The sequence below is a fragment of the Xanthomonas prunicola genome (assembly GCF_002846205.1).
Classification (GTDB): Bacteria; Pseudomonadota; Gammaproteobacteria; order Xanthomonadales; family Xanthomonadaceae; genus Xanthomonas; species Xanthomonas prunicola.
Genome location: NZ_PHKV01000003.1, coordinates 559,337 through 581,459, shown reverse-complemented (window position 1 = coordinate 581,459; position 22,123 = coordinate 559,337). Strand labels below are relative to the sequence as shown.

Below are 22,123 nucleotides of genomic sequence, written 5' to 3'. Positions count from 1 at the left end.
GTCCCGACGCTGTCCCACAAAGAAAACAACGGATCACGTGCGAGATGGAAATTCGATGACTGACCAACCCACTTCCCTCAACCCCGCGCCGCAAGGCTACGCCGACTGGCTGGCCGAGCTGAAAGGACGCATCCACGGCGCGCAGCAACGTGCCGCGCTTGCGGTCAATCGGGAGTTGGTAGGGCTGTATTGGGAAATCGGTCGGGATATTCTGGCGCGGCAGGCCGAACAGGGCTGGGGCGCGAAGGTGATCGAGCGGCTGGCCCATGACCTGCGCACCGCCTTCCCGGACATGAAGGGCTTTTCACCGCGTAACCTCAAGTACATGCGGGCCTTTGCCGAGGCCTGGCCGGATGAATCATTTGTGCAAGCGGTGCTTGCACAATTGCCCTGGTATCACCAGCTGGCCCTGCTGGACAAGCTGCCCGGCCCTGAAACTCGCCGCTGGTATGCCGCAAAGGCCATCGAGCATGGCTGGTCGCGCAACGTGCTGGTCATGCAGATCGAATCCCACCTGCTGGAGCGTAGCGGTTCGGCGGTGACGAACTTCCCGGCCACCTTGCCCGCCCCGCAGTCCGACTTGGCCATGGAGTCGTTGAAAGATCCGTACCGCTTCGATTTCCTCGGCCTGGGCGAGCAAGCGCAGGAACGCGAGATCGAAGGCGCGCTGGTGCAGCACGTGACCGATTTCCTGCTGGAACTGGGCGCGGGCTTTGCCTTTGTGGGGCGGCAGGTGTTGCTGGACGTGGGCGGCGAGGAGTTCTTCATCGACCTGCTGTTCTATCACCTCAAACTGCGCTGCTATGTAGTAATCGAACTCAAGGCCGGCAAGTTCAAGCCCGAGCACCTGGGGCAACTGGGTTTTTATCTGACCGCGGTGGATCGGCAGGTGAAGCACGCGCAAGACAACCCGAGCATCGGCCTGCTGCTTTGCAAGAGCAAGAACAAGGTGGTGGCCGAATACGCGCTGGGCGACAAGTCGCAGCCGATGGGCATTGCCGAATACAAGCTGGTGGAATCTCTGCCGCAAGAGCTGCAAACCAGCCTGCCGAGCATCGAGCAGATCGAGCGGGAGCTGGCCAGCGCTTTCAAAGAACGCACCAAGGAATGATGCAATGACCCAACACATGCCGCGCTCCGAGCGCAACTCACAAAATCGCGTAGCGCGCCTGTTCGCTGACCCCGTAGACAAGGGCGGTCTGGGTTACGAGCACCTTGGCAACTGGAGCAAGCGCGAGAACAATCGGGCCATTGAAGCCGATCTGTTACGCGCCAATCTGGCAGCGCGTGGTTACGCGCCTGCCCATATCAGCGCCGCACTGCAAAAGCTGGAAGTTGCGGTGGATGCCACCGGCATCACGCCCTATCAGGCCAACCTGCGCACCTACCAATTGCTGCGCTATGGCGTGCCGGTGCAGATTGCGGCCGGCAAATCGCACGAGACGGTACAGCTGATCGACTGGGCGCAGCCGCAGCGAAATCAGTTTGCCCTTGCCGAAGAAGTGACGCTGAGAGGCGGCAGCACACGTCGGCCGGACATCGTGCTGTACATCAATGGCCTGGCGGTGGCAGTGATTGAACTCAAGCGCAGCTCGGTGGATCTGGGCGACGGCATTCGCCAGCTGCGCAGCAATCAGGAGGAGGCGTTCAACCAAGGTTTCTTCAGTACGGTGCAGGTGTTGCTGGCCGGAAGCGACGCGCAGGGGCTGCGCTATGGCACCACCGGCACCCCGGAACAGTTCTTCGTGCAGTGGAAAGACGAACAACCATTGGCTGCAGTAGCGGCAGGCGCCTTATTGGATCGTCCACTGGCACAGATGTGTAGCAAGGTGCAGTTGCTGGACTTGATCCGCAACTTCGTGATCTTCGACGCAGGCTTCAAGAAGGTGCCCAGGCAGCACCAGTACCAGGGCATCAAGGCGGCCCAGGCGCGCATTGCACAACGCGAGGGTGGTGTGATCTGGCACACCCAAGGCAGTGGCAAAAGCATCTTGATGGTGCTGCTGGCCAAGTGGCTGCTGGAGCATGACTCACAGGCGCGCGTGTTGGTGATCACTGACCGCGACGAACTGGACAAGCAGATCGAAGGTGTCATGCGCAATGCCGGTGTGATCGGTGCGGACTCCGCTTCGCCGCGCATTACCTCCCGAGCGGACTTCGCGCGAAAGCTAAGTGCGGCGGCGCCGCGCCTGCTGTGTGCGCTGATCCACAAGTTTGATGCTGCGGACCTCAAGGGCGAGCCGCCTGAGATCCATGGGCGCTTCTACGTGTTTGTTGACGAATGCCACCGTACTCAGGGTGGCAACATGAACAAGCAGATGAAGCGCTGGCTGGGCGATGCGATTTTCATTGGCTTTACTGGCACGCCGCTACTGCGCAAGGACAAGCAAACCACCCGCGATGTGTTCGGGACCTACATCCACACCTACAAGTTTCACCAGGCAGTGGCAGACAAGGTGGTGTTGGACCTGAAGTACGAGGCGCGCGATGTGCCGCAGCGGTTGACCTCGCGTGCGGCCATCGATGCCTGGTTCGAAAAGAAAACGCGAGGGTTGAACAACTTTCAGAAATCCATCCTGCGCAAGCGCTGGGCAACGATGGAAGAGTTGATGAGCGGTAAAGAGCGCAAGGACCGCATCGTTGCCAACATTATCGAGGATTTCAGCCTCAAGCCCCGCCTGGACAACGATCGTGGTACGGCGATTCTGGTGGCTGCGTCGATCTACGACGCATGCCATTATTTTCGGCTTTTCCAGAACACACATTTTAGCCCGCATGTGGGTGTCATCACATCGTTTGAGCCCAATCCGGCGGCGATCTCGAAGGCGTCATCGGGCAGCGATGAGCGTTACAAATACGACACCTATAAGCAGCATGTGCTGCGCGCCGGCCAAACAACCAAGCAGTACGAAGACGAAACCAAGCGCCGCTTCATTGAAGAGCCGGCCAGCATGAAACTGCTGATTGTTGTCAGCAAGCTGTTAACAGGGTTCGATGCGCCCAGTTGCACTTACATCTACCTGGACAACGAGCTGCATGACCACAACCTGTTTCAGGCCATTTGTCGTACCAATCGTCTCGACGGCGAGGACAAGGACTATGGCTACATCGTCGATTACAAAAAGCTGTTCGATGATGTGCAGCAGGCCATTGCGGTGTATAGCTCCGACGCGTTGGACATCGACGCCGGTAACGGTGGCGACAACAACATCCAGCTAAAGAATTGGCTGGGCGAAGGTCGTAAACAGTTGGACGAAGCACGCGAGGCGTTGCACTACCTGTGCGAGCCGGTCGGGCACCCTCGCGAAGTGGAGCAGTTCATCCACTACTTTTGCGGCCATGCGGGTGATCCGGAGGCGCTACTGGAGAGTGAGGCGCTACGTATTGCCTTCTACAAAGCGGTAGCGACCTATCTGCGCGCCTTTGCCGCAATTGCCCAGGACTTGGCCGAGGCGGGTTACTCCAATAGCGAGGCCGACACCTTGCGGCGAGAAACCGAGTTCTATGCCGAGGTTAGGTCTGCCATCAAGCATTGCAGTTGTGAGGAGCTGGATATCAAACCCTTTGAGGCTGATATGCGACATCTCATCAACACCTATGTCCATGCCGAACCGGCACAAGCATTGGGGCAATTGGCCGAGCTGTCGCTGACTGAGCTGATCATCGAAACCGGCGTCCATGATGCCATCGCCAAAAAGCTCAACGAGAAGGGCAAGCTCTCAAAGAATGCCATTGCGGAAACCATCATCAACAATGTCCGCAAGACCATTATCCGCGACCGCCTGACTGATCCGCGGTTTTACGAGCAGATGTCCAAGCTGCTCGACGATTTGATCCAACAAAGCCGCGAGAGCACTGAAGCCTACGAAGCATTTCTGAGGAAGGCAGAGGCGTTGGTGATGACCTGGCATGAGAGACAGCACGATAGTGATGAACCCACCATGCTGCGTGGCAATGCCGGCGCGCTGGTGATTTATCGCAATCTGCCGGACATCATTTCTGATGACGCTCAACCTGGACATGGCGCTGTCCAGGAGCCGGAAGTGAATTACGGCAACCGCCTGGCCTTCCTGGCGCTGAAAATCGATCGCCTGATGCATGACGAGGCTCCGGCAGGATGGCGAGGAGATGAAGCAAAGGAACGCATTGTGCAGAATGTTCTGTATCCGCTGACGGGGCGCAATCGCGAGGCCACGCTCAAGCTGTTCGAGCTGCTGAAAAGTCAGTCGGGCTATTGATGAAACAGACGCACATCCGCCTGGGCGAGCTGGACATTGCGGTCACCTTCAAGGCTGTGAAGAATGTTCATCTGTCTGTTCACCCGCCGCAAGGCGAGGTGACGCTGGTGGCGCCGACTGGCACACGGCTTGAAGTGGCACGCGCTTATGCGATTTCAAAGTTGCGTTGGATTCGCCAACAGCAGATGCAATTGCTGGCGCAGATACGTGAAACACCCCGGCAGTTTGTAACCCGCGAGAGTCATTACATCTGGGGGCGACGCTATCTGCTTGCTGTGATGGAGCGCGATACTCGGCCCACCGTCAAGATGGACCACCGGCGCATCACCCTGAGTGTGCGTCCCGGCACCGATGCAGGCAGGCGCGAGGCCATCTATCAACGTTGGCAGCGGTCGTTGTTGCATGAAGCGATCCAGCCGTTGATTGCGCACTGGGAAGGCCGTATCGGGGTAAAGGTGGAAGGCTATTTTCTCCAGCGCATGAAAACCAAGTGGGGGAGCTGCAATCACCTGCGCGCCCACATCCGGCTCAATACCGAGCTGGTCAAGAAGCCGCGTGACTTGCTCGAATACGTGATTGTGCATGAGATGATTCATCTGCTTGAGCCAACGCACAATGCGCGCTTCATCGCCTTGCTGGACAAGCACTACGCTGGATGGCGAGACGCAAGAGCTGAGCTCAACGCCTTGCCCCTGGCGACATAGCCGACAGGTATCGCCCTGCTCGCACCGCGACGATTCGAGTGCAGCTGCTAGCTCAAGTCTAGAAGGGTGCAGGCTCTCCGCTCCAACGCGTGCCTTGGGGTTGACGCTGGATTTGATGAGTAGCATGCTCATGCCACGGAGCCTCGAAACTCCGCTAACAGCGGTACCCACCTCCGACAAACCGGTGGGTTTTTTGTGCCTGCACGTTCTGTAGGTGCAACCGACGCGATGCTCTGCGTCGGGAGGGCGGCTAATACAACACCCGCAAGGGTAATACGCCCGCCGGCTGTTAGCGGTTTCGAGCCTCCCGACTTCCCGTCCGTCGCCTTGCGGCGGGCGGGCTGATTCCATGGAATGAGGAGCAGGCCATGTCGGATGTTGTACGCGATGTGCAGTCACAGCCGGGGTACTACTTGCCAGAAGGCGCGCAGTACCGCTTGCAGCAGCTGCGCGACCATATGCGGTTTTTGGCGCGTCTGGCGCAGCCGCGCACGCAGGCCGAAGAACAGTTGCGGCAGCCGGCCATCTGCATGGACGAGCTGGCGTTCTGCCTGGAGTTACTTGCTGAGCAGGTGGGCCGGGTGCTGGACGATGTGGAGTGTTCTGTCATGGAAGGCACGCATCCATTGGCATGAGGTGTTGTTGCCCTATGGATCATCGCCGAATGGACGCATTGATGAGCTTACGTGTGGCAGCGAGCAGCGACACCCAGCGAATGCCCCAGTGAGTGGTGAGGCTGCGGACGTGCATGCGCGCCTTTGCCTCACTTGTTCAATCCCGCACTTCTAAACCCAGCCACGACAGACTACGTGGTCTACCGGTTCGCGCTCATCTGTCGCCGAGGGTGCTGCTAACAGACGGCAATCGCTTCAGTTGTTCGTAGGTGCGATGAATCCGGTCCCGTCGCGGGAGCGGCGGTTCGGTGAAGAAAGGGTCGCGCAGCAAGACCTCGGCCTTGGTGCGCTCGCCGGTTCCATCGTCCAGCATGCTGTTGAAGAAGCGGACGATGTTGCACTTGTGATCGGCGGGGAGGGCCTGCAGCGCATCCATGAAGGGGAACGTGTCTGCGGTCTTGGCGCGATTGATCCCGATCATGCCCATGTTGTAGTCGGGGCGCTTGAGCACATGCACGAGCAGTTGCGCCACGCTATAGACGTCGCGCGTATGCCTGGCAGGGGTGCTCAAGTCGTAAAAGCCTGGGGTGCCGCCGCGGTTAGGGTCGCCTTCCTCTGAACCGAGCCCCATGTCGATCAGCCGAAAGGTCTTCAGGGTCTGGTCGTACATGACATTGTTGTGCGAGATGTCCTGATGCACGATGCCGGCGTCTTCGCAGCAGGCGATCCCCACCAGGACATCGGCCATCAGCTGCCGAGCCAGGCCGAGATACTCCACTGCGGTGATGGCGCCTTGCTGCAGCGCTGCGCATGCGCGGGCAATCACGCTGCGCACGCTGATGCCGTCGATTTTCTCCAGCAGAATTCCGAATGTGCTTTCGATCTGCACCACGGCATGGGCGTGGACGACATACGGCACCGCCTCGACCGACCTGATCATTTGATACTCGTGGAAGATCATGGCTTTGCGCGCAGCGATCCGTTCCTGTAGCGCCGGTGCGTCTGCAACGGTGGCGGGGTCGCACAGTGTCGGTGGGATCGGCCGTTGCGGGTCCGTGCACAACAAGGCCTTGAAGATGAAGTCGCGTCCGCAATTTTGCCCGCCCTGCCAGAGATCTTCGGCCAGCCGAACCGCGTAGGTCGAGGCGGATGCACCGGTGCCGACGGTTGGCATTGCGTCCAGCGCTCCTGCAGTGCCTGCGTGTCCGGTGTCCAGTGCCACTTTGAGAAAACCACTGTCTACATCCAAGGCGCCGGGCCTCAAGGCCGATAGCTTCTGGATCAAGTCCGGGCGTTCGGATCGGCTGGTCAGCGATTTCACCAAACGCGGGCTCAGCACGACGTGCTGTCGGGCATGGCGCATGTCGCTGACCAGCCGCCGTGCGTTGCGCAAGTTCTGGAACGCATCGCTGCTGTCGGCGCCCGCAAAGGCAGACGCGCGCGGCGGCGTCTCCAGCAGGGAGGCCAGGGTCGGTGAGCCGGGCTCCGCGCCGATTCGGGGGCTGCGGGCGGTGACAGGCGTCGTTGGCGAGTCGCTGCTGGATGACGACCAGGTTTGCGGTGCCAACGCTGCCTGCATGCGGGGCACCACGACCTCCAGGCGCGAACTTTCGTCCGCGAGCACACCGGTGGTGCTTCTTCTTTTTTCCAACAGGTTGAGCGGATGGTCTGCCACGGGATGGGGCAGGGTGGACTGCTCGGGCGCCTGCGCAGTTTCGGACTGATCGCGCTCTGCGTCTGCGCGCATCGCTGTGGAAGGGAGAGTGTTGCCGGAGATCTGTTTCATCGTCGAGGACAGTGTGGTCAACGATCAGGGGAGGTGGCTCTAGCGGTTCGCTTGCAACGCGCGGCATGCGGCAGCTGGAGTGAGCTCACTGGCACCAGTAGCCACTGAGCAGCGATGCCGGCTGCATCACCCGCATCATGATTGAGGCAGTGATGCGTGCGTAGGGCGCAATGAACGAAGCAGTGCAAGCGTTGGCGAAGTTGCGCCAGTGCCGCAGGTCTTGGCATCTGGCGCGGCGGGATCGGCGCTGGCGGTGGTGGCCAACGCGCGATTTCGACGCGATCGCCAGCCATCGCGCGCGTTTGCCTGCGGCGATGTGGATGTGGTGGTGCGGGCGTGGACCGCTTCTGCGCTTTGGCATGCGCGGCGCCGCGTGTTTCGTGTTCGGCAATGGTTTTTCGGCCGGATGCGTCATGCCCGATCACGCTGGGGAACAATGGCACGCATCCATCGCGGAGAGGTGACGATGCAACCTTTAGCATTGACGTCCGTCACGCGCCGAGGCGCCAGGCGCGAGCAGCAAGAGGGCACGACCGTGGCAGATGCCGGTCCGTCTGCACCGGCCAGCGACCCGCATGCCAATACGCAACTGGCCCAGAGTCTGCCACGGCGGTCCATCCGCGAGGCGCGGCTCATGGCGCCTGGCACGCCGCGTGGTGTCCACCTCGCCAATGCGGGACGCTCGATCGCATATGTGGGCGCCGCCGGAGCTGCTGTATGCGGAGGGTTTGCGGCACTCCAGGCACCTGCCGCAGCGGCGTACGGCTATCTCAACGATGATCAGTATTACAAGAATCTCGCTGTGGTCAGTGGCTGTCAGGCAGTGGGAGCGCTGGCCGCCTTCTTGGGGATGAGGCTGGCCGATGTGATGGCCGCTCGTTACGTGGAGGCGCAGGCCCGCCGGGACGAAGTGCCGACGAAGGCACAGCGGGCAAGCGAGTTGGGAACGACCGAGACCTGCCTGCATGAGGCGGTCGACATGGTGACCGGATCGGACGCCGACCATCCTGGTCCCGACATGGACGAAGGCGAGCGGCTGGCATTGGCCAGGGATCTGCTGCACCTCATGACGGTCGAGCGTTCCCGTCTGCCGCCGGAACTGTGGAAGGCAGCGAGCGGTGCTGGCGACGATGCGCACGGTTTGGTCACTCGGCTCCTGCAGGCAGCCAGTGTCCGTGCAACGGAAGAGGCGGCCACGTCATCGGCAGATTGAGCGACCTGCCTGCAAGATGCCGGGAGCGCGGCCCGCAATCGCCGAGCAGGTGTTGCTTCAGAATTACACCGGCGCCGACTTGAGGATGCCCGACAAACTCTCGCGCAGGATCAACTGCAAATGCATGCGGTTGAGTTCCATGCCGCTGGTCATCACGCTGTGCAGGCCGCCGCACATGGCGGCGACGGCGAAGACGCGGGCCTGGAATTCCTGTTCGCTGCTGGCCGGGTCGGCGTGGCCGCGGAGCAGGCGCTTGAGCAGGGCGCTGAGGTGTTCGATCAGCGATGCGCTCTGCCGGCGCATGAAGGCGGCCAGCACCGGGTCGCGCAGGGTGGCCAGGTGCAGTTCCAGGTCGATGCGGGTGCGCTTGATGTTGATTTCCTGCAGCAGCCAGTCTTCGAGCAGGCCGGCGATGAAATCCACCACGTGCACATTGGCCGGGCGTTCCACCAGCCACATCTGGCGGATGGCGCGCATGTAATTGCGTTCGAGCAGTGCGCGCACCAGCGCGTCCCTGTCTTCGAAACGTTGCAGCAGGCTGCCGCATGACAGACGCGTGCGTTCTGCGATGAGTTCGAAGCTGGTGGCTGAGAGGCCGATTTCGTCGATGCAGCGTTCGGCGGCGTCCAGCACGTCGTCTACCAGGAGCTCTTCGCGCTGTTTTGCGGTGCGCAGCTGAAGGACGTTGGACATGGGCGAGCGGTGTGTCGGGGGCCTGCAGTATACCGAGACAGGGTGACGCATCCGTTGGATCTGCGCTGGTCCGTGCCGTAACGCATATCCGTTGCTGCGTGCGCTGTGTGCGGCGCATGGATGACACCGGTGGCGCAGCGGCGTGGCCGCATGCATGGTCGACCAGCTGTTCACGGTGGCTGTGCGACACGTGGGGCCGACGTGATGCAGGAGATGGGTGTGAGTGAGAACAGTGCGGTTGCAGGAGTGTCGGCGCAGTGGCCGGCGCGGTTGTGGGTGGTGCGGCATGGGCAGAGTGCGGGCAACGTGGCGCGCGATGTGGCCGAGTCCAGTGGGGCTGCATTGATCGACCTGGAGCACCGTGATGCGGATATTCCGCTATCGGCGTTGGGTGAGCGCCAAGCCAAGGCCTTGGGCGCTTGGATGGCCGGGTTACCCGAGCACGAGCGTCCCACATTGATCTTGAGTTCCACCTACGTGCGGGCGCGCCAGACTGCCGCTGCGGTTGCACGCGCGCTCGGGCAGCCGGCCGATGCAGTGAGCGTGGACGAGCGGCTGCGCGAGAAGGAATTCGGCGTGCTCGACCGCTACACCACGTCGGGCATTCGTGAGACGTTTCCGGCGTTGTTCGAGCAGCGCAATTTGGTAGGCAAGTTCTATTTCCGCCCGCCCGGTGGCGAGAGCTGGTGCGATGTGATTTTCCGCCTGCGCAGCATCGTGGGCGATCTGCAGCGCAACCATGTGGGTGCGCGCGTGTTGATCGTGGGGCATCAGGTGATCGTCAATTGCTTCCGCTACCTGATCGAGCGGATGGACGAGGCTACCATCCTGGCCATCGACCGCGAAGGCGACGTGCCCAATTGTGGCGTCACCGACTATGCGGCCGCGGCCGATGGGCAATCGCTGCACCTGGTGCGTACCAAGTTCGTCCCGCCAGAGCTGGCCGATGAGCCGGTGACGACCGAATCCGATCGCCCGGTCGGCGCGCGTTGATGGCTGCCGCACGCATTCGCACCCTGACCGCTGCTGCACTGCGTGCGATGCCACTCCCATCGCCTGGCGGCGAAAAGGAGCAGCGTGGTCGCGTGCTGGTGGTCGGCGGCTCGATGCGCGTGCCTGGCGCGGCATTGCTGGCCGGCGAAGCCGCGCTGCGCGCGGGCGCAGGCAAGTTGCAGATTGCCACCGCTGCGCGTGTGGCGCCGGCAATGGCCCTGGCAGTGCCGGAGGCATTGGTGCTGGGCTTGGGGCAGAACGGACAGGGTGAGATCACGCGCGGGCACCGTGCATTGGACGCTGCGCTGGCGGTGTGCGTGCAGCGGTGATCGGACCGGGGATGGCGTCGACGACGACAACGGCGCCGCTGGTCAAGCGCTGCGCGCCACCTTCTGCCGATGGGAGAAGGAAGAGCCGATTTCAAAACGCATTGCGCTTGCGCTCGTTTGCTTGGCGATGGTGCGGCGCGTTGGTCGGTTAGGCTGGCGCCATCTACCTGGGAGAGGGTGCGGTGAAGCGAGCGATGACGTGGTCGGTAGTGGGGATGTTAGGCATGGGGCTGAGCACGGTGAGCAGCGCGAGTGCAGCAGCGACGGCTGTTGCATACGCCGCAACGACAACGGCGGCAGATGAAACCTCGCCGGCGGCGAGCCGTGATGGCGCATTACGCGTCTACACAACCTCGCAAGGCGCAACGCAGCAGATGCGCGTCAGCACGGTTGTCGCTCCTGCCGCAGGGCATGCGCTGACCGAGAAAGAAAACTCCATCTTCGTCAATCCGCAACGGCAATTTCAGCAAGTGCTGGGCATCGGCGGTGCGATCACCGATTCCAGCGCAGAGACCTTTGCCAAGCTGCCCAGGCGTGCGCAACGTGCGCTGCTCACCGCCTATTACGATCCGCAGAAGGGCATTGGCTACACGTTGGCGCGCACCACCATCCATAGCTCGGACTTCAGCAGCGGCAGCTATACCTACATCAAGGAAGGCGATGCCGTGCTGAAGAGCTTTTCGGTCAGCCACGATGCGAAATACCGCATCCCGATGTTGCGCCAGGCCATCGCGGCGGCCGGCGGCACGCTCACCACGTTTGCCAGCCCGTGGAGTGCGCCGGCCTTCATGAAAGACAGCAACACGATGCTCAAGGGCGGCAAGCTGTTGCCACAGTATGCGCAGGCCTGGGCCACGTACTACACGCGCTTCATTGCCGCCTACGAAAAGGCGGGCATCCCGATCTGGGGCATCAGCCTGCAGAACGAACCGATGGCGGTACAGACCTGGGAGTCGATGGTGTTTTCCGCCGAGGAAGAACGCGACTTCCTGAAGAACCACCTCGGTCCGACGATGCAGCAGGCGGGCTATGGCGACCGCAAGATCATCGTCTGGGACCACAACCGCGACATGATGCTGCACCGCGCGCATGTGATCTTCGACGACCCGGATGCGGCGAAATACGCGTGGGGTATGGGCTTTCATTGGTACGAAACCTGGGCCGGGTTCGCGCCGATGGTGGAGAACGTGGCGGCGGTGGCGCAGGCCTACCCGGACAAGCATCTGCTGCTCACCGAAGCGGCAGTGGAAAAGTTCGACCCCGCCAAATTGCAGTACTGGCCCAATGGCGAACGCTATGGCACCGCCATCATCAACGACCTCAATCATGGGGCGGTGGGTTGGACCGACTGGAACATCCTGCTCGACCAGCACGGCGGGCCGAACCACGTGGGCAATTATTGCTTCGCACCGGTGCATGCCGACACGCGTACCGGCGAGGTGATCTACACGCCGAGCTACTGGTATATCGGCCACTTTTCCAAGTTCATCCGTCCCGGTGCGCGGCGAGTCAGTGCGGCCAGCAGCCGGAGCAATCTGATGACCACTGCATTCGCCAATCGCGATGGGTCACTGGCGACCGTGGTGATGAATGCCAGCGACGTGGCGATCCGCTACAACCTGTATGTGGGCGAAGCATCGAGTGAACTGGAGATTCCGGCGCATGCGATCCAGACGGTGGTGATGACGCAGTAGGCGTGGATGCCGGTCGCAGTCTTGTTGGGAGATTGCGTACCCTCATCCGCCCTTCGGGCCCCTTCTCCCGGTGGGAGAAGGGGGCTACTTGCGATTGAAATCGGCGCTGAGTGACCGTTCGAACGACGCGGCGCATCCACCTTCCTGATGCATCGCCGGTTTAGGCAGCCGTCAGTACCAAAAACGCCACCGAAGAAACCCTGCCGACCGCTGCACACCAGCGATGGGCAGGGTTCTGGTGACGTGATGCGGAAAGTGCGCTTTCCGTTGCCCTACGACAGCAGCAGACCGCCGGTGGCACCGAATACTTCGCCCGTGACGTAGCTGGATTCCTGCGAAGCCAGGATGACGTAGAGCGGTGCCATCTCGACTGGCTGGCCGGCACGTTTAAGCGGGGTTTCCGAGCCGAACTCGGGAATCTTTTCCGGCGGCTGGCCACCGCTGGGTTGCAGCGGGGTCCATACCGGGCCGGGTGCGACGGCGTTGACGCGGATGCCCTTCTCGGCCACCTGCTGGGCCAGGCCCTTGGTGAAGTTGACGATGGCCGCCTTGGTGGAGGCATAGTCGAGCAGGGTAGGCGAGGGCTGGTACGACTGGATCGAGCCGGTATTGATGATGGATGCGCCCGGCGGCAGATGCGGGATGGCCGCCTTGCACAGCCAGAACATCGCATAGACGTTGGTCTTGTAGGTAGCGTCGAACTGCTCGGTGGTGATGTCGGCGATGTCCTTCACCGCAGTCTGCTTGCCGGCGATGTTGACCAGCAGGTCCAGCCCACCGAGCTCCTGGACCGCGCGTGCGACCAACTGGTTGCAGAAAGCCTCATCCTTGAGATCACCGGGGATGCTGATCGCCTTGCGGCCTTCAGCCTCGATCAACTTCACCACCTCCGCAGCGTCCTGTTCTTCTTCCGGCAGATAATTGAGCACGATGTCCGCGCCTTCGCGCGCATAGGCGATGGCGGTGGCGCGACCGATGCCGGAGTCTGCGCCGGTGATCAATGCCTTGCGGCCCGCCAGGCGACCGAAGCCCTTGTAAGTTTGCTCGCCGTGGTCGGCCTTTGGCTGCAATGCATGGATGGTGCCCGGTGCTTCCTGGGTCTGCTCGGGGAACTTGGGCTGCGGAAACTGGGTGAGCGGGTTCTGCATTTCATATTGGTTCTTGGTGCTGGACATGCACTGGCTCCTGCAGTGGGGGATGGAGAAGCCGCAGCATGCTGCGGCCCGATGCAGATCAGTCTGGAAACCACGGCGATGCGTGCGGGTGAAAGAATGTTGTGCGCGATGTGAACGCAATGACGGCTGCGGCAGCATTCTTGGGGCACTCCTAACGAAACGGGCTCTGCCATAACGCGATCACCTGTCTTATGATGCGAGATGCGTCCCACAGCGGGCGCGGGGATAGCCGACCAACGGCGAATAAATCAGGGGATGGCGATGTTGAAGATGCTTGCGGCCTGTGCGGTCGCCTTGGCGCTGTGCGGCTGTGTGAGTCATAAACTCGTCAAAGCAGATCTTGCCGGCCTGGAACGCAGCAAGGCGGGTAAGATTACCGTCACCAGGCACGATATGCCCACGTTTGTTGCCAATACAGCGGGGAAGGTGACATTTGGATTGATCGGAGTCGCTGCTGCCGTGAGTGCGGGCAATGCGATCATTCGCGATAATCACGTTGAAGATCCCGCAGACTATATTTCCTTGCAGCTTGCCCAAAAGCTTTCAACGCAGCTGGCGCTGCCTGTTGAGCAAGGGCGCAGTATCAAGCCAACCTCCAGTGCCACAGAAATGGCAAAGATGTTTCCTGCCGGAGGACTGGTGCTTGATGTGCAGACCACCAATTGGAGTTCTATGTACTTCCCGACCGATTGGAATAACTACCGCGTGATCTATGTCGCGAAGTTGCAGCTGTTTGATACCGCGAAAAAATCCAAGGTGGCGGAAGGTCTTTGCGTTCGCGTACCGGAATACACTGCAGATGCACCTAGCTACCAACAGTTGCTGGCGAATCAGGCAGCCGATTTGAAGATGCGCTTGCGCCGCTCCGCCGACGGTTGCATCCAGGAATTCAGCGACAAGGTGCTGGGCATCACGGCTGGGGTGATGACAGCTGCAGCTCAAGCGGCGCCGCCCGCGGCAGGCACTGTGGGAACCGACGGCAGGCCTGTCGTCGGTACAGCGACAACCTACGGCATCGAAGGGGATCTCCCTGCGTCGATCACGGCCGCTGAGAGTACAAAGGCGACATTGCCCGTTTCAACGGCGGCTGATGCTGCGGCGTCGAGCGGCAGTCGGTGGATCGACGGATGGAACAAGCGCCGCTCTGGTGACACGACAACCGCTGCACCCTCCCAGAAGACAGACCAATAACGTCAAGCAAGGGCTGCCAAACGCAGCCCTTGTTGTTCCATCACTGCGTCGACATCGAATACGGCCGCTGCGCCGGGTCGGTGGCCCATTGCGTGTTCGGCGTGGCCTGCATGCGAAAACGCAGCTCGCCGCCGGCCTGAATTTCGGCGTGCGTGAGGTAGGAGCGAGTCAGCGGCTGGCCGTTGAGGGTGGCGCTGCGGATGTAGCCGCGTGCGTTGCTCAGGCCATCGGCGATCACGCTGAAATGCTTGCCGTTGGGCAGGTTGAGCGTGGCGCGCGGCAGGAACGGGCGGCCGATGATGTACTGGTTGCTGCCTGGTGCGACTGGATAAAAACCCAGCGTGGTGAACACGTACCAGGCCGACATCTGGCCGAGGTCGTCGTTGCCGGCCAGGCCTTCGGGCCCGGCGTGATATTGGCTGCGCATGATCTGGGTCAGGCGCGCCTGGGTGCGCCACGGTTGGCCGGCATAGGCGTAGAGATAGGCGACATGGTGGCTGGGCTCGTTGCCGTGTGCGTACCAGCCGATCAGGCCGGTAATGTCTTCCATGTGCGCGAAGACCTTAGGGTCCACCTTGGCATCGAACACCGCATCCAGCCGCGCGAGCAACTTGTCGTCGCCGCCATGTGCGGCGGCCAGCCCAGCCACGTCCTGCGGTACGTACCACGAGTACTGCCACGCATTGCCTTCGGTGTAGTCGCTGCCATAGCCGCTGGCCGATGGGTCGAACGGCGCGCGGAAGTTGCCGGCGCGGGTGCGCGCGCGCATGTAGCCGGTGGCCGGGTCGAAGGCGTGCTTCCAGTTGCCGGCACGCTTGCTGAATTCGGCAGCGATTTCCCGCTTGCCGAGCTTGTTGGCCACGCGCGCGATGGTCCAGTCGTCGAAGGCGTACTCCAGCGTCTTGGACGCGGCTTCGCCTTCTTCGTCGATGGGCACGTAGCCCAGCTCGCGGTATTGCGCGATGCCGTCGTAGGGGCCGTAGTTGGCGCTGGCGACCATGGCATCGAGCGCTTCGTCGGCATCGAAGCCGCCGATGCCTTTCATGTAGGCATCGGCAATCACCGGCACGGCGTGGTAGCCGATCATGCACCAGGTTTCCAGGCCATGGAATGCCCACACCGGCAGGATGCCGTAGGCGCTGTCGCGGCGCGAAGCGAGCAGCGAGTTGACCATGTCACTGGTGCGCTGCGCTGGCTGCACCAGCGTGAGTAAGGGGTGCAGTGCGCGATAGGTGTCCCACAGCGAGAAGGTGGAATAGTTGGTCCAGCCAGTGGCCTGATGCACTGCGTTGTCCGGCCCGCGATAGCGACCATCGCTGTCCATGAACAGGGTGGGCCCGAGCAAGGTGTGGTACAGCGCGGTGTAGAGCTGGGTGCGTTGCAGCGGTGTGCCCTGCGCATCGATCGCCGACAGCGCCCGGGTCCAGTGCGCGCGGGCATCGGCGCGAACGCGGTTGAAATCGAAGTCCGGTACTTCGGCCTGCAGGTTGGCGATGGCGCCGTCTTCGCTGACCGGCGACAGCGCCACGGTGACCACCAGCGGCGTGCCATCGTTGGCGACATCGAATACGCCAACCAGTTGCCGGCCTTCGATCTGTGCGCGCTGTGCGGGATTCTTCTCGCCGGGCGGCGGGAAGCCCTTGTATGGAATGTCCTGCTCGGTGTCGTGCAGCTGCGTGGCGGTGAGCGGGCGTGAGAAGCGCATGGCGAAATACAACTGCCGGCCCGGCGCCCAGCCACGCGTTTCGCGAAAGCCGGTCACCGTGCCATCGCTGTGCACGCGCAGCCGCGACCACTGCACCTTGCCAGGGTAGTCGTACAGGCTGGTGCGCAGGTCCACCAGTACATGCGCCGGTGTGCCCTTGGGGAAGGTGTAGCGATGCACACCCACACGCGCACTGGCGGTGAGTTCGGCGCGGATGTTGCGGTCTTTCAAGGTCACCGCGTAATAGCCAGGTTGCGCCTGTTCGCTGGCATGGTCGAACTGCGCGGTATAGCCGCTGCCGGGCTTGCTGGCATCGCCGCGTTCCAGCTTGACCTCGCCGGCCTGCGGCATCAGCAGGATGTCGCCCAGGTCCGAATGCCCGGAGCCTGAAAAATGCGTATGCGAAAAACCGACGATGGTGGTGTCGCTATGCCGGTAACCGGCGGCCCAGCCGTAGGCTTGCTTGCGCGGTCTGATCTGCGTATCCGGGCTCAATTGCACCATGCCGAACGGCAGCGTGGCGCCAGGATAGGTGTGGCCCTCGCCACCGGTGCCAATGAACGGATCCACCGCGTCGAAGGCAGCCGCCGGTGCGCGGGGCGCAGCGTTGCTTGAACATGCGACGACGGCGACAAGCACTGCCAGCCAACGAACCCGACGTGGGGCGATCAACCGAGACGACATGCAGAATGCTCCAAGCGGATGCAGCGCCGGACCGTAGCACAGCTGCACGTACCCGCTACAGCGAAGCGGTGCGGTGGACTTGCTGTAATGGTTGGGTTCGCTGGTTTGGAATGCGGTGATCCAGGTAGCTGTGCACTGGCATCCACCGCGGCGTGCAACGTGTTTCAAGTCCGCCGCATCTGGTCGGCCCACTTTCTAAGCTGTAGTGGCCCTGGCAATTGCCGACAAAACCGACGCAACCACGGACCTGCGCAGTCCCGGAACGTCTCCAATCACCGAGCTGCAAGGCGAGCATCGCCAGGCTCGCCCGCGTCGCGATCGCGGGACTCATCAGTGGTGCGTAGTGCGTGCTCAGTGATATGCGCGGGCCGCAGCCGACATCGATACCGCCCGCATGGAACCCCGGAGCGTGGAACTGAACTGGTCGGCCTGGCGTCGCGCATGATGGAACCTTGCTGCTGAAATCGACTGCCGGCGCCCACATCTCATGCCGATGGATTTGTTCGATGCTCCCATCGCACCGTTGCAGGTGCTCGACGATAGTGAAGGTGGCGTGCGCTATTGGCCGCAGCTGCTGCCGCCTGCGCTGGCGCAGGACGCATTCCAGGCGCTGCGCGATGGCGCCGATTGGCTTAGCCAGCGGCGCGAGATGTACGACCGGGTGGTGGACGTACCGCGCCTGCTGGCGTCATACCGTGTAGACGGCGCATTGCCTGCAGCTCTGCCACTGCAGCGCTTGCTCGACGCGGTGCAGGCAGTGCTCCCGGCGCCATACAACGCGGCGGGCTTGAATCGCTATCGCGATGGGCGCGACAGCGTGGCGATGCATCACGACGCCTTGCACACCTTGGTGGCGCCGCATCCGATTGCGCTGCTGTCGCTGGGCGCTCCGCGCCGGATGCAGCTACGCGCTAATGACGCGAGCACACGGGCAGTCGTGCTGGAACTGGCACCGGGCAGCCTGCTGGCGATGAGCCATGCCTCGCAGCTGACGCATACGCACGGCATTGCCAAAACCACGCGCCCGGTGGGGGAGCGCATCAGCGTGGTGTTCCGCGTGCGCCCGGCCGAGCGCATGGCGGCAGGCCAGCACGGCCCGCATTGGCAGCCGACGCAGCGGTAACGCGCACGCTTGTGGCCGTTTGCCCTTTTCCCGTTTTCCCCCGGTGGCGCTCGGCTGCGCGCTGGCCGGTGCAGGGCGACAAACACGTTACTTTGACAGCGGCATCCACTCGCGTGCGCTTGCGTCTGTGTTGCGTCCGTCATGGCTGACATTGCCCATTTCGGGTGATTGCCATTGCCGTCACCACTGTCCATGCTTGCATGCAATCCCCCTTCAAACGCTGCCGATCCATGCCTCTGGACGCCACCCGCCACCATCAGATGTTTCCCGAGCTGGACGCGAGCCAAATGGCGACCACGCGGCGCTTCGCCAGCGGGCCGGCGCAGCGGTTCGACGCCGGCCAGATCGTGTTCGACGTCGGCGATGCGCACGCGCCGGTCTGGGTCGTTTTGGAAGGCGCCATCGAGGTGGTGCGCCGTGACGGACTGGGCAACGAAAAGCCGATTACGCGGCACACCCCAGGCCAGTTCACCGGTGAGGTGAGTCAGCTGGCCGGGCGCGCATCGCTGGCAGCTGGACGTGCTGGCCAGGAGGGCTGCCTGGCGTTGCCGTTCGATACTGCGCATCTGCGCGCGCTGATGATCAGTTCGGCCGAAGTAGGCGAAGTGGTGATGCGCGCGTTGATCCTGCGCCGGGTCGGGCTGATCGAAGGCGATGCGTCGGGTTCGGTCCTGATCGGTGAGCCGGACGACCCGCATCTGACCCGTTTGCAGGGCTTTTTGACGCGTAACGGCTATCCCAACACAGTGATGGACGTCTCCGACGACGACGGCCGCGCGCTGGTCGAGCGCCTGGGCATCCAGGAGCACGATCTGCCGGTGATGGTGTGCCCAAGCGGTCGCGTGCTGCGCCAGCCCAGCGATACCGAGGCCGCGCAGTGCCTGGGCATGACCCCGGATATCGACCCGGACAAGCGCTACGACGTGGCGATTGTGGGTGCAGGCCCTGCGGGTCTGGCGACGGCGGTGTATGCCGCCTCCGAAGGCTTGTCGGTACTGGTGCTGGATCAACGCGCCATCGGTGGGCAGGCTGGCGCCTCGGCGCGAATCGAAAATTATCTCGGGTTTCCCACCGGGATTTCCGGACAGGCGCTGGCCGGGCGCGCATACAACCAGGCGCTGAAATTCGGCGCGGAATTGGCGATTCCGATCGAGGCGGCCACGCTGGAATGCAGTCGAGACGATGGTGCGCTGAAGCTGGATCTTGCCGATGGCAAACAGGTGCTGGCCAGCACCGTGGTGATCGCCTCGGGTGCGCGTTACCGGCGCCCGGAGATCGAGGGACTGGAGCGCTTCGAAGGCCACGGCGTCTCGTACTGGGCTTCGCCGGTGGAGGCGCGCCTGTGCGAGGGCGGCGTGGTGGCATTGGTGGGCGGCGGCAATTCCGCAGGGCAGGCGGTGGCGTTCCTGGCGCCGCGAGTCAAGCAATTGCACTTGATCATTCGCGGCGAGGGGCTGGAAGCATCGATGTCGCAATACCTCATTGAGCGCATTGCCGCGTTGCCCAATGTGCAGCTGCATACCGGCACCGAAGTTGCCGCGCTGGAAGGCGACCCCGAGCGCGGACTGCAGGCGGCGGTGCTGCGCACACGCAAGGATGGTGCAACCGAGCGCGTGGAGTTGCGGCACCTGTTCCTGTTCGTCGGCGCAGACCCGAATACCGGCTGGCTGCAGGACTGCGTGGACACCGACAAGCGCGGCTTTGTCATTACCGGCACGGCACGCGGTGACGGCGTACCGGCGTGTCTGCCGCTGGAAACCAATCGGCCGGGCGTGTTCGCCATCGGCGATGTCCGCGCGGGGTCGGTCAAGCGCGTGGCCGCTGCTGTGGGCGAGGGCGCCGCCGTGGTTGCGCAGATCCATCAATACCTCGCACATCAGGCCAACCCGGTGCCGGTCTCTGAACTTGCCAGCGCCACCCAGGAGTCGACCAGCGCATGAGCCAACACTGCAGCCATACCGATCAGATCAACGAGGTCACGCCCAGTGCGCGCGGCTGCGAAGAATGCCTGGCCATCGATAGCGAGTGGGTGCATCTGCGCCTGTGCCGCAGTTGTGGCCACGTCGGTTGTTGCGACGATTCGCCCAACCGCCACGCCACCGCGCATCACCATGTCACCGGCCATCCCATCATCGAAGGCTACGACCCGCCGGAAGGCTGGGGCTGGTGCTATGTGGACGAAGTGGAAGTGGAACTACCGGATCGGACGCCGCAGCTGGGGCCAATTCCGCGGTATGTGTGAGCGGCGCTGATGCGCCGCTGGGATTGGGGAGTTGGGATTGGGGATGCGTAAGAGCGCGTTCGGTGCGCTTTGTCTTCCCTTGAAGCCGCCGTGCGTGGTTTGAGTGTTTCTGCAGAAGTGGCTCAATGCCACGTCATCGGGACGCACACGCGCGAACTCACTCCGGCCAATGCACCTTTGGCAGCGCGCCGATCTGCGGTCTGGCGAACAGATAGCCTTGCTGCAGGTGGATGCCCATGTCGCGCAGGGTGCGGTATTGGTCGGGTTGTTCGATGCCTTCGGCAATGACGGCGATGCCGAGTTCTTCGCACATGCGGGTGACGTGGCGCACGATGGCCTGCCGGCTGCGGTCGGTGTCGATGCCGCGGATCAGGGCGATGTCCAGCTTGAGCAGGTCGGGCTGGAACTCGGCCAGCAAGCCAAGCCCGGCGTAGCCAGCGCCGAAGTCGTCGATGGCGGTTTTCATGCCGCGCGCTTGGTAGGTGCGCAGGATCTCCAGCAGATGCGCGGGATCGGCGAGGTGTTCCTGCTCGCTGACCTCGAAGATGATCGCGTCCAGCGGCCAGCCGTGTTGCGCAGTGGCCGAGAGCGTGGCGCGCAGGCAGTGCTCGGGGTTGTAGACCGCGTTGGGCATGAAGTTGATCGACAGCAGGGCCGGCAGCGCGATTTGCGCAGCGCATTCGATCGCCTTGATGCGGCAGGCCTGGTCGAAGGCATACCGGTTACGCTCATCCACCGCGGCCAGGATGCTGCCGGCCGACTCGCCGTTGATGCCGCGCACCAGTGCCTCGCCGGCATAGATGCTGCGCTTTGCGACATCGACGATCGGCTGGAAGGCCATGGTGATGGCGGTGGGAAATGCTTGGCCATCGCGGCAGGCGTTGCAAACAGGAACTTGGGTCATGAGGTAGACACCCTCGTGCGGCGTGGATCGAGCCTAATCCTATCGGCCGTAGTGGCGTGTCATTGAGCCCGGATTGCGCAACGCAACATCCTCACCCTGCGTGTGGGCGGGCTCGGCGATAATGCGCCATCGCTCGCATCGGACGCCCCATGACCGCTCTCACCGAACGCTATGCCCTGGCTGTGGATTACGCGCGCATCGCCCATGCCGGACAGGTGCGCAAGGGCACGCAGATTCCATATCTGAGCCATCTACTCGGCGTGTCCACGCTGGTGCTGGAATGCGGCGGCGATGAGGAGCAGGCCATCGCCGGCTTGCTGCACGATGTGGTGGAAGACTGCGGCGGCGGGCACGAGGCCTCGATCCGTGCGCAGTTCGGCGATGCGGTGGCCGACATCGTGATGGCATGCACCGATGCCACCGCCGAAGACAAGGCCGACGTGGACAACAGTGAGCGTGCACGCAAGCGCGATTGGCGCGAGCGCAAGCAGGCCTACCTTGAGCACCTGCGCAACACGCCCGAGCGCGCCTTGCTGGTCTCCGGCTGCGACAAGCTCTATAACGCGCGCAGCATCGTGCAGGACCTGGAAAACCCTGCCGTCGGCCAGGACATCTTCAACGTGTTCACTGCCGGGCGCGAGGGCACACTGTGGTATTACGCTGCGCTCGAGGAGATCTTTCGCATACGCGATGCCGCCACCGCACGGCTGTTCAGTGGCGTGGTGAGGCGCATGCAAGCACTGGCCGACACCGGCGAACAAGTGGTACCTGCGCATGTGCTGGGCTAGGGGCCGCTAGCAACACGATTGCGCTCGCCGCCATACGGGCGAGGGCA

17 protein-coding genes and 1 pseudogene are annotated in these 22,123 nt (G+C 62.7%); 13 read left to right on the top strand and 5 right to left on the bottom strand.

From position 1 onward, the window contains the following. Positions 1 to 55: 55 nt before the first annotated feature. The 4 genes from XpruCFBP8353_RS12555 (at position 56) to XpruCFBP8353_RS12540 (ending at position 5,577) form a co-directional block, all read left to right on the top strand. The gene (locus tag XpruCFBP8353_RS12555; RefSeq protein ID WP_101363527.1) at positions 56 to 1,111 is read left to right on the top strand and encodes a PDDEXK nuclease domain-containing protein; all 1,056 of its coding nucleotides are present in this window, start codon (positions 56 to 58) and stop codon (positions 1,109 to 1,111) included. Positions 1,112 to 1,115: 4 nt separating this feature from the next. Further along, positions 1,116 to 4,238 carry a type I restriction endonuclease subunit R gene (locus XpruCFBP8353_RS12550; RefSeq protein WP_101363526.1) on the top strand — a complete coding sequence of 1,041 codons (3,123 nt, stop codon included), beginning with the start codon at positions 1,116 to 1,118 and terminating at the stop codon, positions 4,236 to 4,238. Continuing rightward, entirely contained in the window at positions 4,238 to 4,942 is a 705-nt protein-coding gene (locus XpruCFBP8353_RS12545) for a M48 family metallopeptidase (protein ID WP_014506943.1), read from the top strand. Before XpruCFBP8353_RS12550 ends, XpruCFBP8353_RS12545 begins: the two co-directional genes overlap by 1 nt. 368 nt (positions 4,943 to 5,310) lie before the next feature. After that, positions 5,311 to 5,577 carry an XAC0095 family protein gene (locus XpruCFBP8353_RS12540; RefSeq protein ID WP_101363525.1) on the top strand — a complete coding sequence of 89 codons (267 nt, stop codon included), beginning with the start codon at positions 5,311 to 5,313 and terminating at the stop codon, positions 5,575 to 5,577. Between the two features lie 193 nt (positions 5,578 to 5,770). Here XpruCFBP8353_RS12540 and xopAU read toward each other — a convergent pair whose 3' ends face one another. Next, complete coding sequence (gene xopAU / locus XpruCFBP8353_RS12535) at positions 5,771 to 7,363, bottom strand: serine/threonine protein kinase (protein WP_101363524.1); 1,593 nt, start codon at positions 7,361 to 7,363, stop codon at positions 5,771 to 5,773. Positions 7,364 to 7,778: 415 nt separating this feature from the next. Between xopAU and xopAV the strand changes: the two genes are divergently transcribed. Next, positions 7,779 to 8,555, top strand: a complete 777-nt coding sequence (gene xopAV / locus XpruCFBP8353_RS12525) for a type III secretion system effector XopAV (protein ID WP_101363523.1) — start codon at positions 7,779 to 7,781, stop codon at positions 8,553 to 8,555. A 63-nt stretch (positions 8,556 to 8,618) separates the two neighbouring features. Here xopAV and XpruCFBP8353_RS12520 read toward each other — a convergent pair whose 3' ends face one another. Then, positions 8,619 to 9,248: a TetR/AcrR family transcriptional regulator gene (locus XpruCFBP8353_RS12520; protein WP_101363522.1), complete on the bottom strand. Its 630-nt coding sequence runs from the start codon at positions 9,246 to 9,248 to the stop codon at positions 8,619 to 8,621. A gap of 213 nt (positions 9,249 to 9,461) precedes the next feature. Here XpruCFBP8353_RS12520 and XpruCFBP8353_RS12515 point away from each other — a divergent pair, with 213 nt between their 5' ends. The 3 genes and pseudogenes from XpruCFBP8353_RS12515 (at position 9,462) to XpruCFBP8353_RS12505 (ending at position 12,264) form a co-directional block, all read left to right on the top strand. Further along, entirely contained in the window at positions 9,462 to 10,241 is a 780-nt protein-coding gene (locus XpruCFBP8353_RS12515) for a histidine phosphatase family protein (RefSeq protein WP_101363684.1), read from the top strand. Beyond that, positions 10,241 to 10,626 (top strand): annotated as a pseudogene (locus XpruCFBP8353_RS12510) (NAD(P)H-hydrate dehydratase); the annotation flags it as partial. The gene XpruCFBP8353_RS12515 and the pseudogene XpruCFBP8353_RS12510, both read left to right, overlap by 1 nt. 159 nt (positions 10,627 to 10,785) lie before the next feature. Then, positions 10,786 to 12,264 (top strand): glycoside hydrolase family 30 protein, encoded by a 1,479-nt coding sequence (locus tag XpruCFBP8353_RS12505; protein WP_101363521.1) that lies wholly within the window; start codon positions 10,786 to 10,788, stop codon positions 12,262 to 12,264. 272 nt (positions 12,265 to 12,536) lie between these two features. Here the strand turns inward: XpruCFBP8353_RS12505 and XpruCFBP8353_RS12500 are convergent, their stop codons facing one another. Next, positions 12,537 to 13,439: an SDR family oxidoreductase gene (locus XpruCFBP8353_RS12500; protein ID WP_101363520.1), complete on the bottom strand. Its 903-nt coding sequence runs from the start codon at positions 13,437 to 13,439 to the stop codon at positions 12,537 to 12,539. A 261-nt stretch (positions 13,440 to 13,700) separates the two neighbouring features. On the opposite strand from XpruCFBP8353_RS12500, the gene XpruCFBP8353_RS12495 reads away from it, so the two are divergent. Next, positions 13,701 to 14,630 (top strand): hypothetical protein, encoded by a 930-nt coding sequence (locus XpruCFBP8353_RS12495; protein WP_133125647.1) that lies wholly within the window; start codon positions 13,701 to 13,703, stop codon positions 14,628 to 14,630. A gap of 40 nt (positions 14,631 to 14,670) precedes the next feature. Here the strand turns inward: XpruCFBP8353_RS12495 and XpruCFBP8353_RS12490 are convergent, their stop codons facing one another. Continuing rightward, positions 14,671 to 17,019: a GH92 family glycosyl hydrolase gene (locus tag XpruCFBP8353_RS12490; RefSeq protein WP_101363683.1), complete on the bottom strand. Its 2,349-nt coding sequence runs from the start codon at positions 17,017 to 17,019 to the stop codon at positions 14,671 to 14,673. A 493-nt stretch (positions 17,020 to 17,512) separates the two neighbouring features. On the opposite strand from XpruCFBP8353_RS12490, the gene XpruCFBP8353_RS12485 reads away from it, so the two are divergent. From XpruCFBP8353_RS12485 to XpruCFBP8353_RS12475, 3 genes are all read left to right on the top strand, one after another. Continuing rightward, positions 17,513 to 18,142 carry an alpha-ketoglutarate-dependent dioxygenase AlkB gene (locus tag XpruCFBP8353_RS12485; protein ID WP_101363682.1) on the top strand — a complete coding sequence of 210 codons (630 nt, stop codon included), beginning with the start codon at positions 17,513 to 17,515 and terminating at the stop codon, positions 18,140 to 18,142. A 230-nt stretch (positions 18,143 to 18,372) separates the two neighbouring features. Further along, entirely contained in the window at positions 18,373 to 20,082 is a 1,710-nt protein-coding gene (locus XpruCFBP8353_RS12480) for an FAD-dependent oxidoreductase (RefSeq protein WP_101363518.1), read from the top strand. Beyond that, entirely contained in the window at positions 20,079 to 20,384 is a 306-nt protein-coding gene (locus XpruCFBP8353_RS12475) for a UBP-type zinc finger domain-containing protein (RefSeq protein WP_101363517.1), read from the top strand. Before XpruCFBP8353_RS12480 ends, XpruCFBP8353_RS12475 begins: the two co-directional genes overlap by 4 nt. Before the next feature lie 157 nt (positions 20,385 to 20,541). On the opposite strand, the gene XpruCFBP8353_RS12470 is transcribed toward XpruCFBP8353_RS12475, so the two are convergent. After that, positions 20,542 to 21,288, bottom strand: a complete 747-nt coding sequence (locus tag XpruCFBP8353_RS12470; RefSeq protein WP_101363516.1) for an EAL domain-containing protein — start codon at positions 21,286 to 21,288, stop codon at positions 20,542 to 20,544. A gap of 149 nt (positions 21,289 to 21,437) precedes the next feature. On the opposite strand from XpruCFBP8353_RS12470, the gene XpruCFBP8353_RS12465 reads away from it, so the two are divergent. Next, positions 21,438 to 22,076: an HD domain-containing protein gene (locus tag XpruCFBP8353_RS12465; protein WP_101363515.1), complete on the top strand. Its 639-nt coding sequence runs from the start codon at positions 21,438 to 21,440 to the stop codon at positions 22,074 to 22,076. The last annotated feature ends 47 nt before the right edge of the window (positions 22,077 to 22,123 follow it).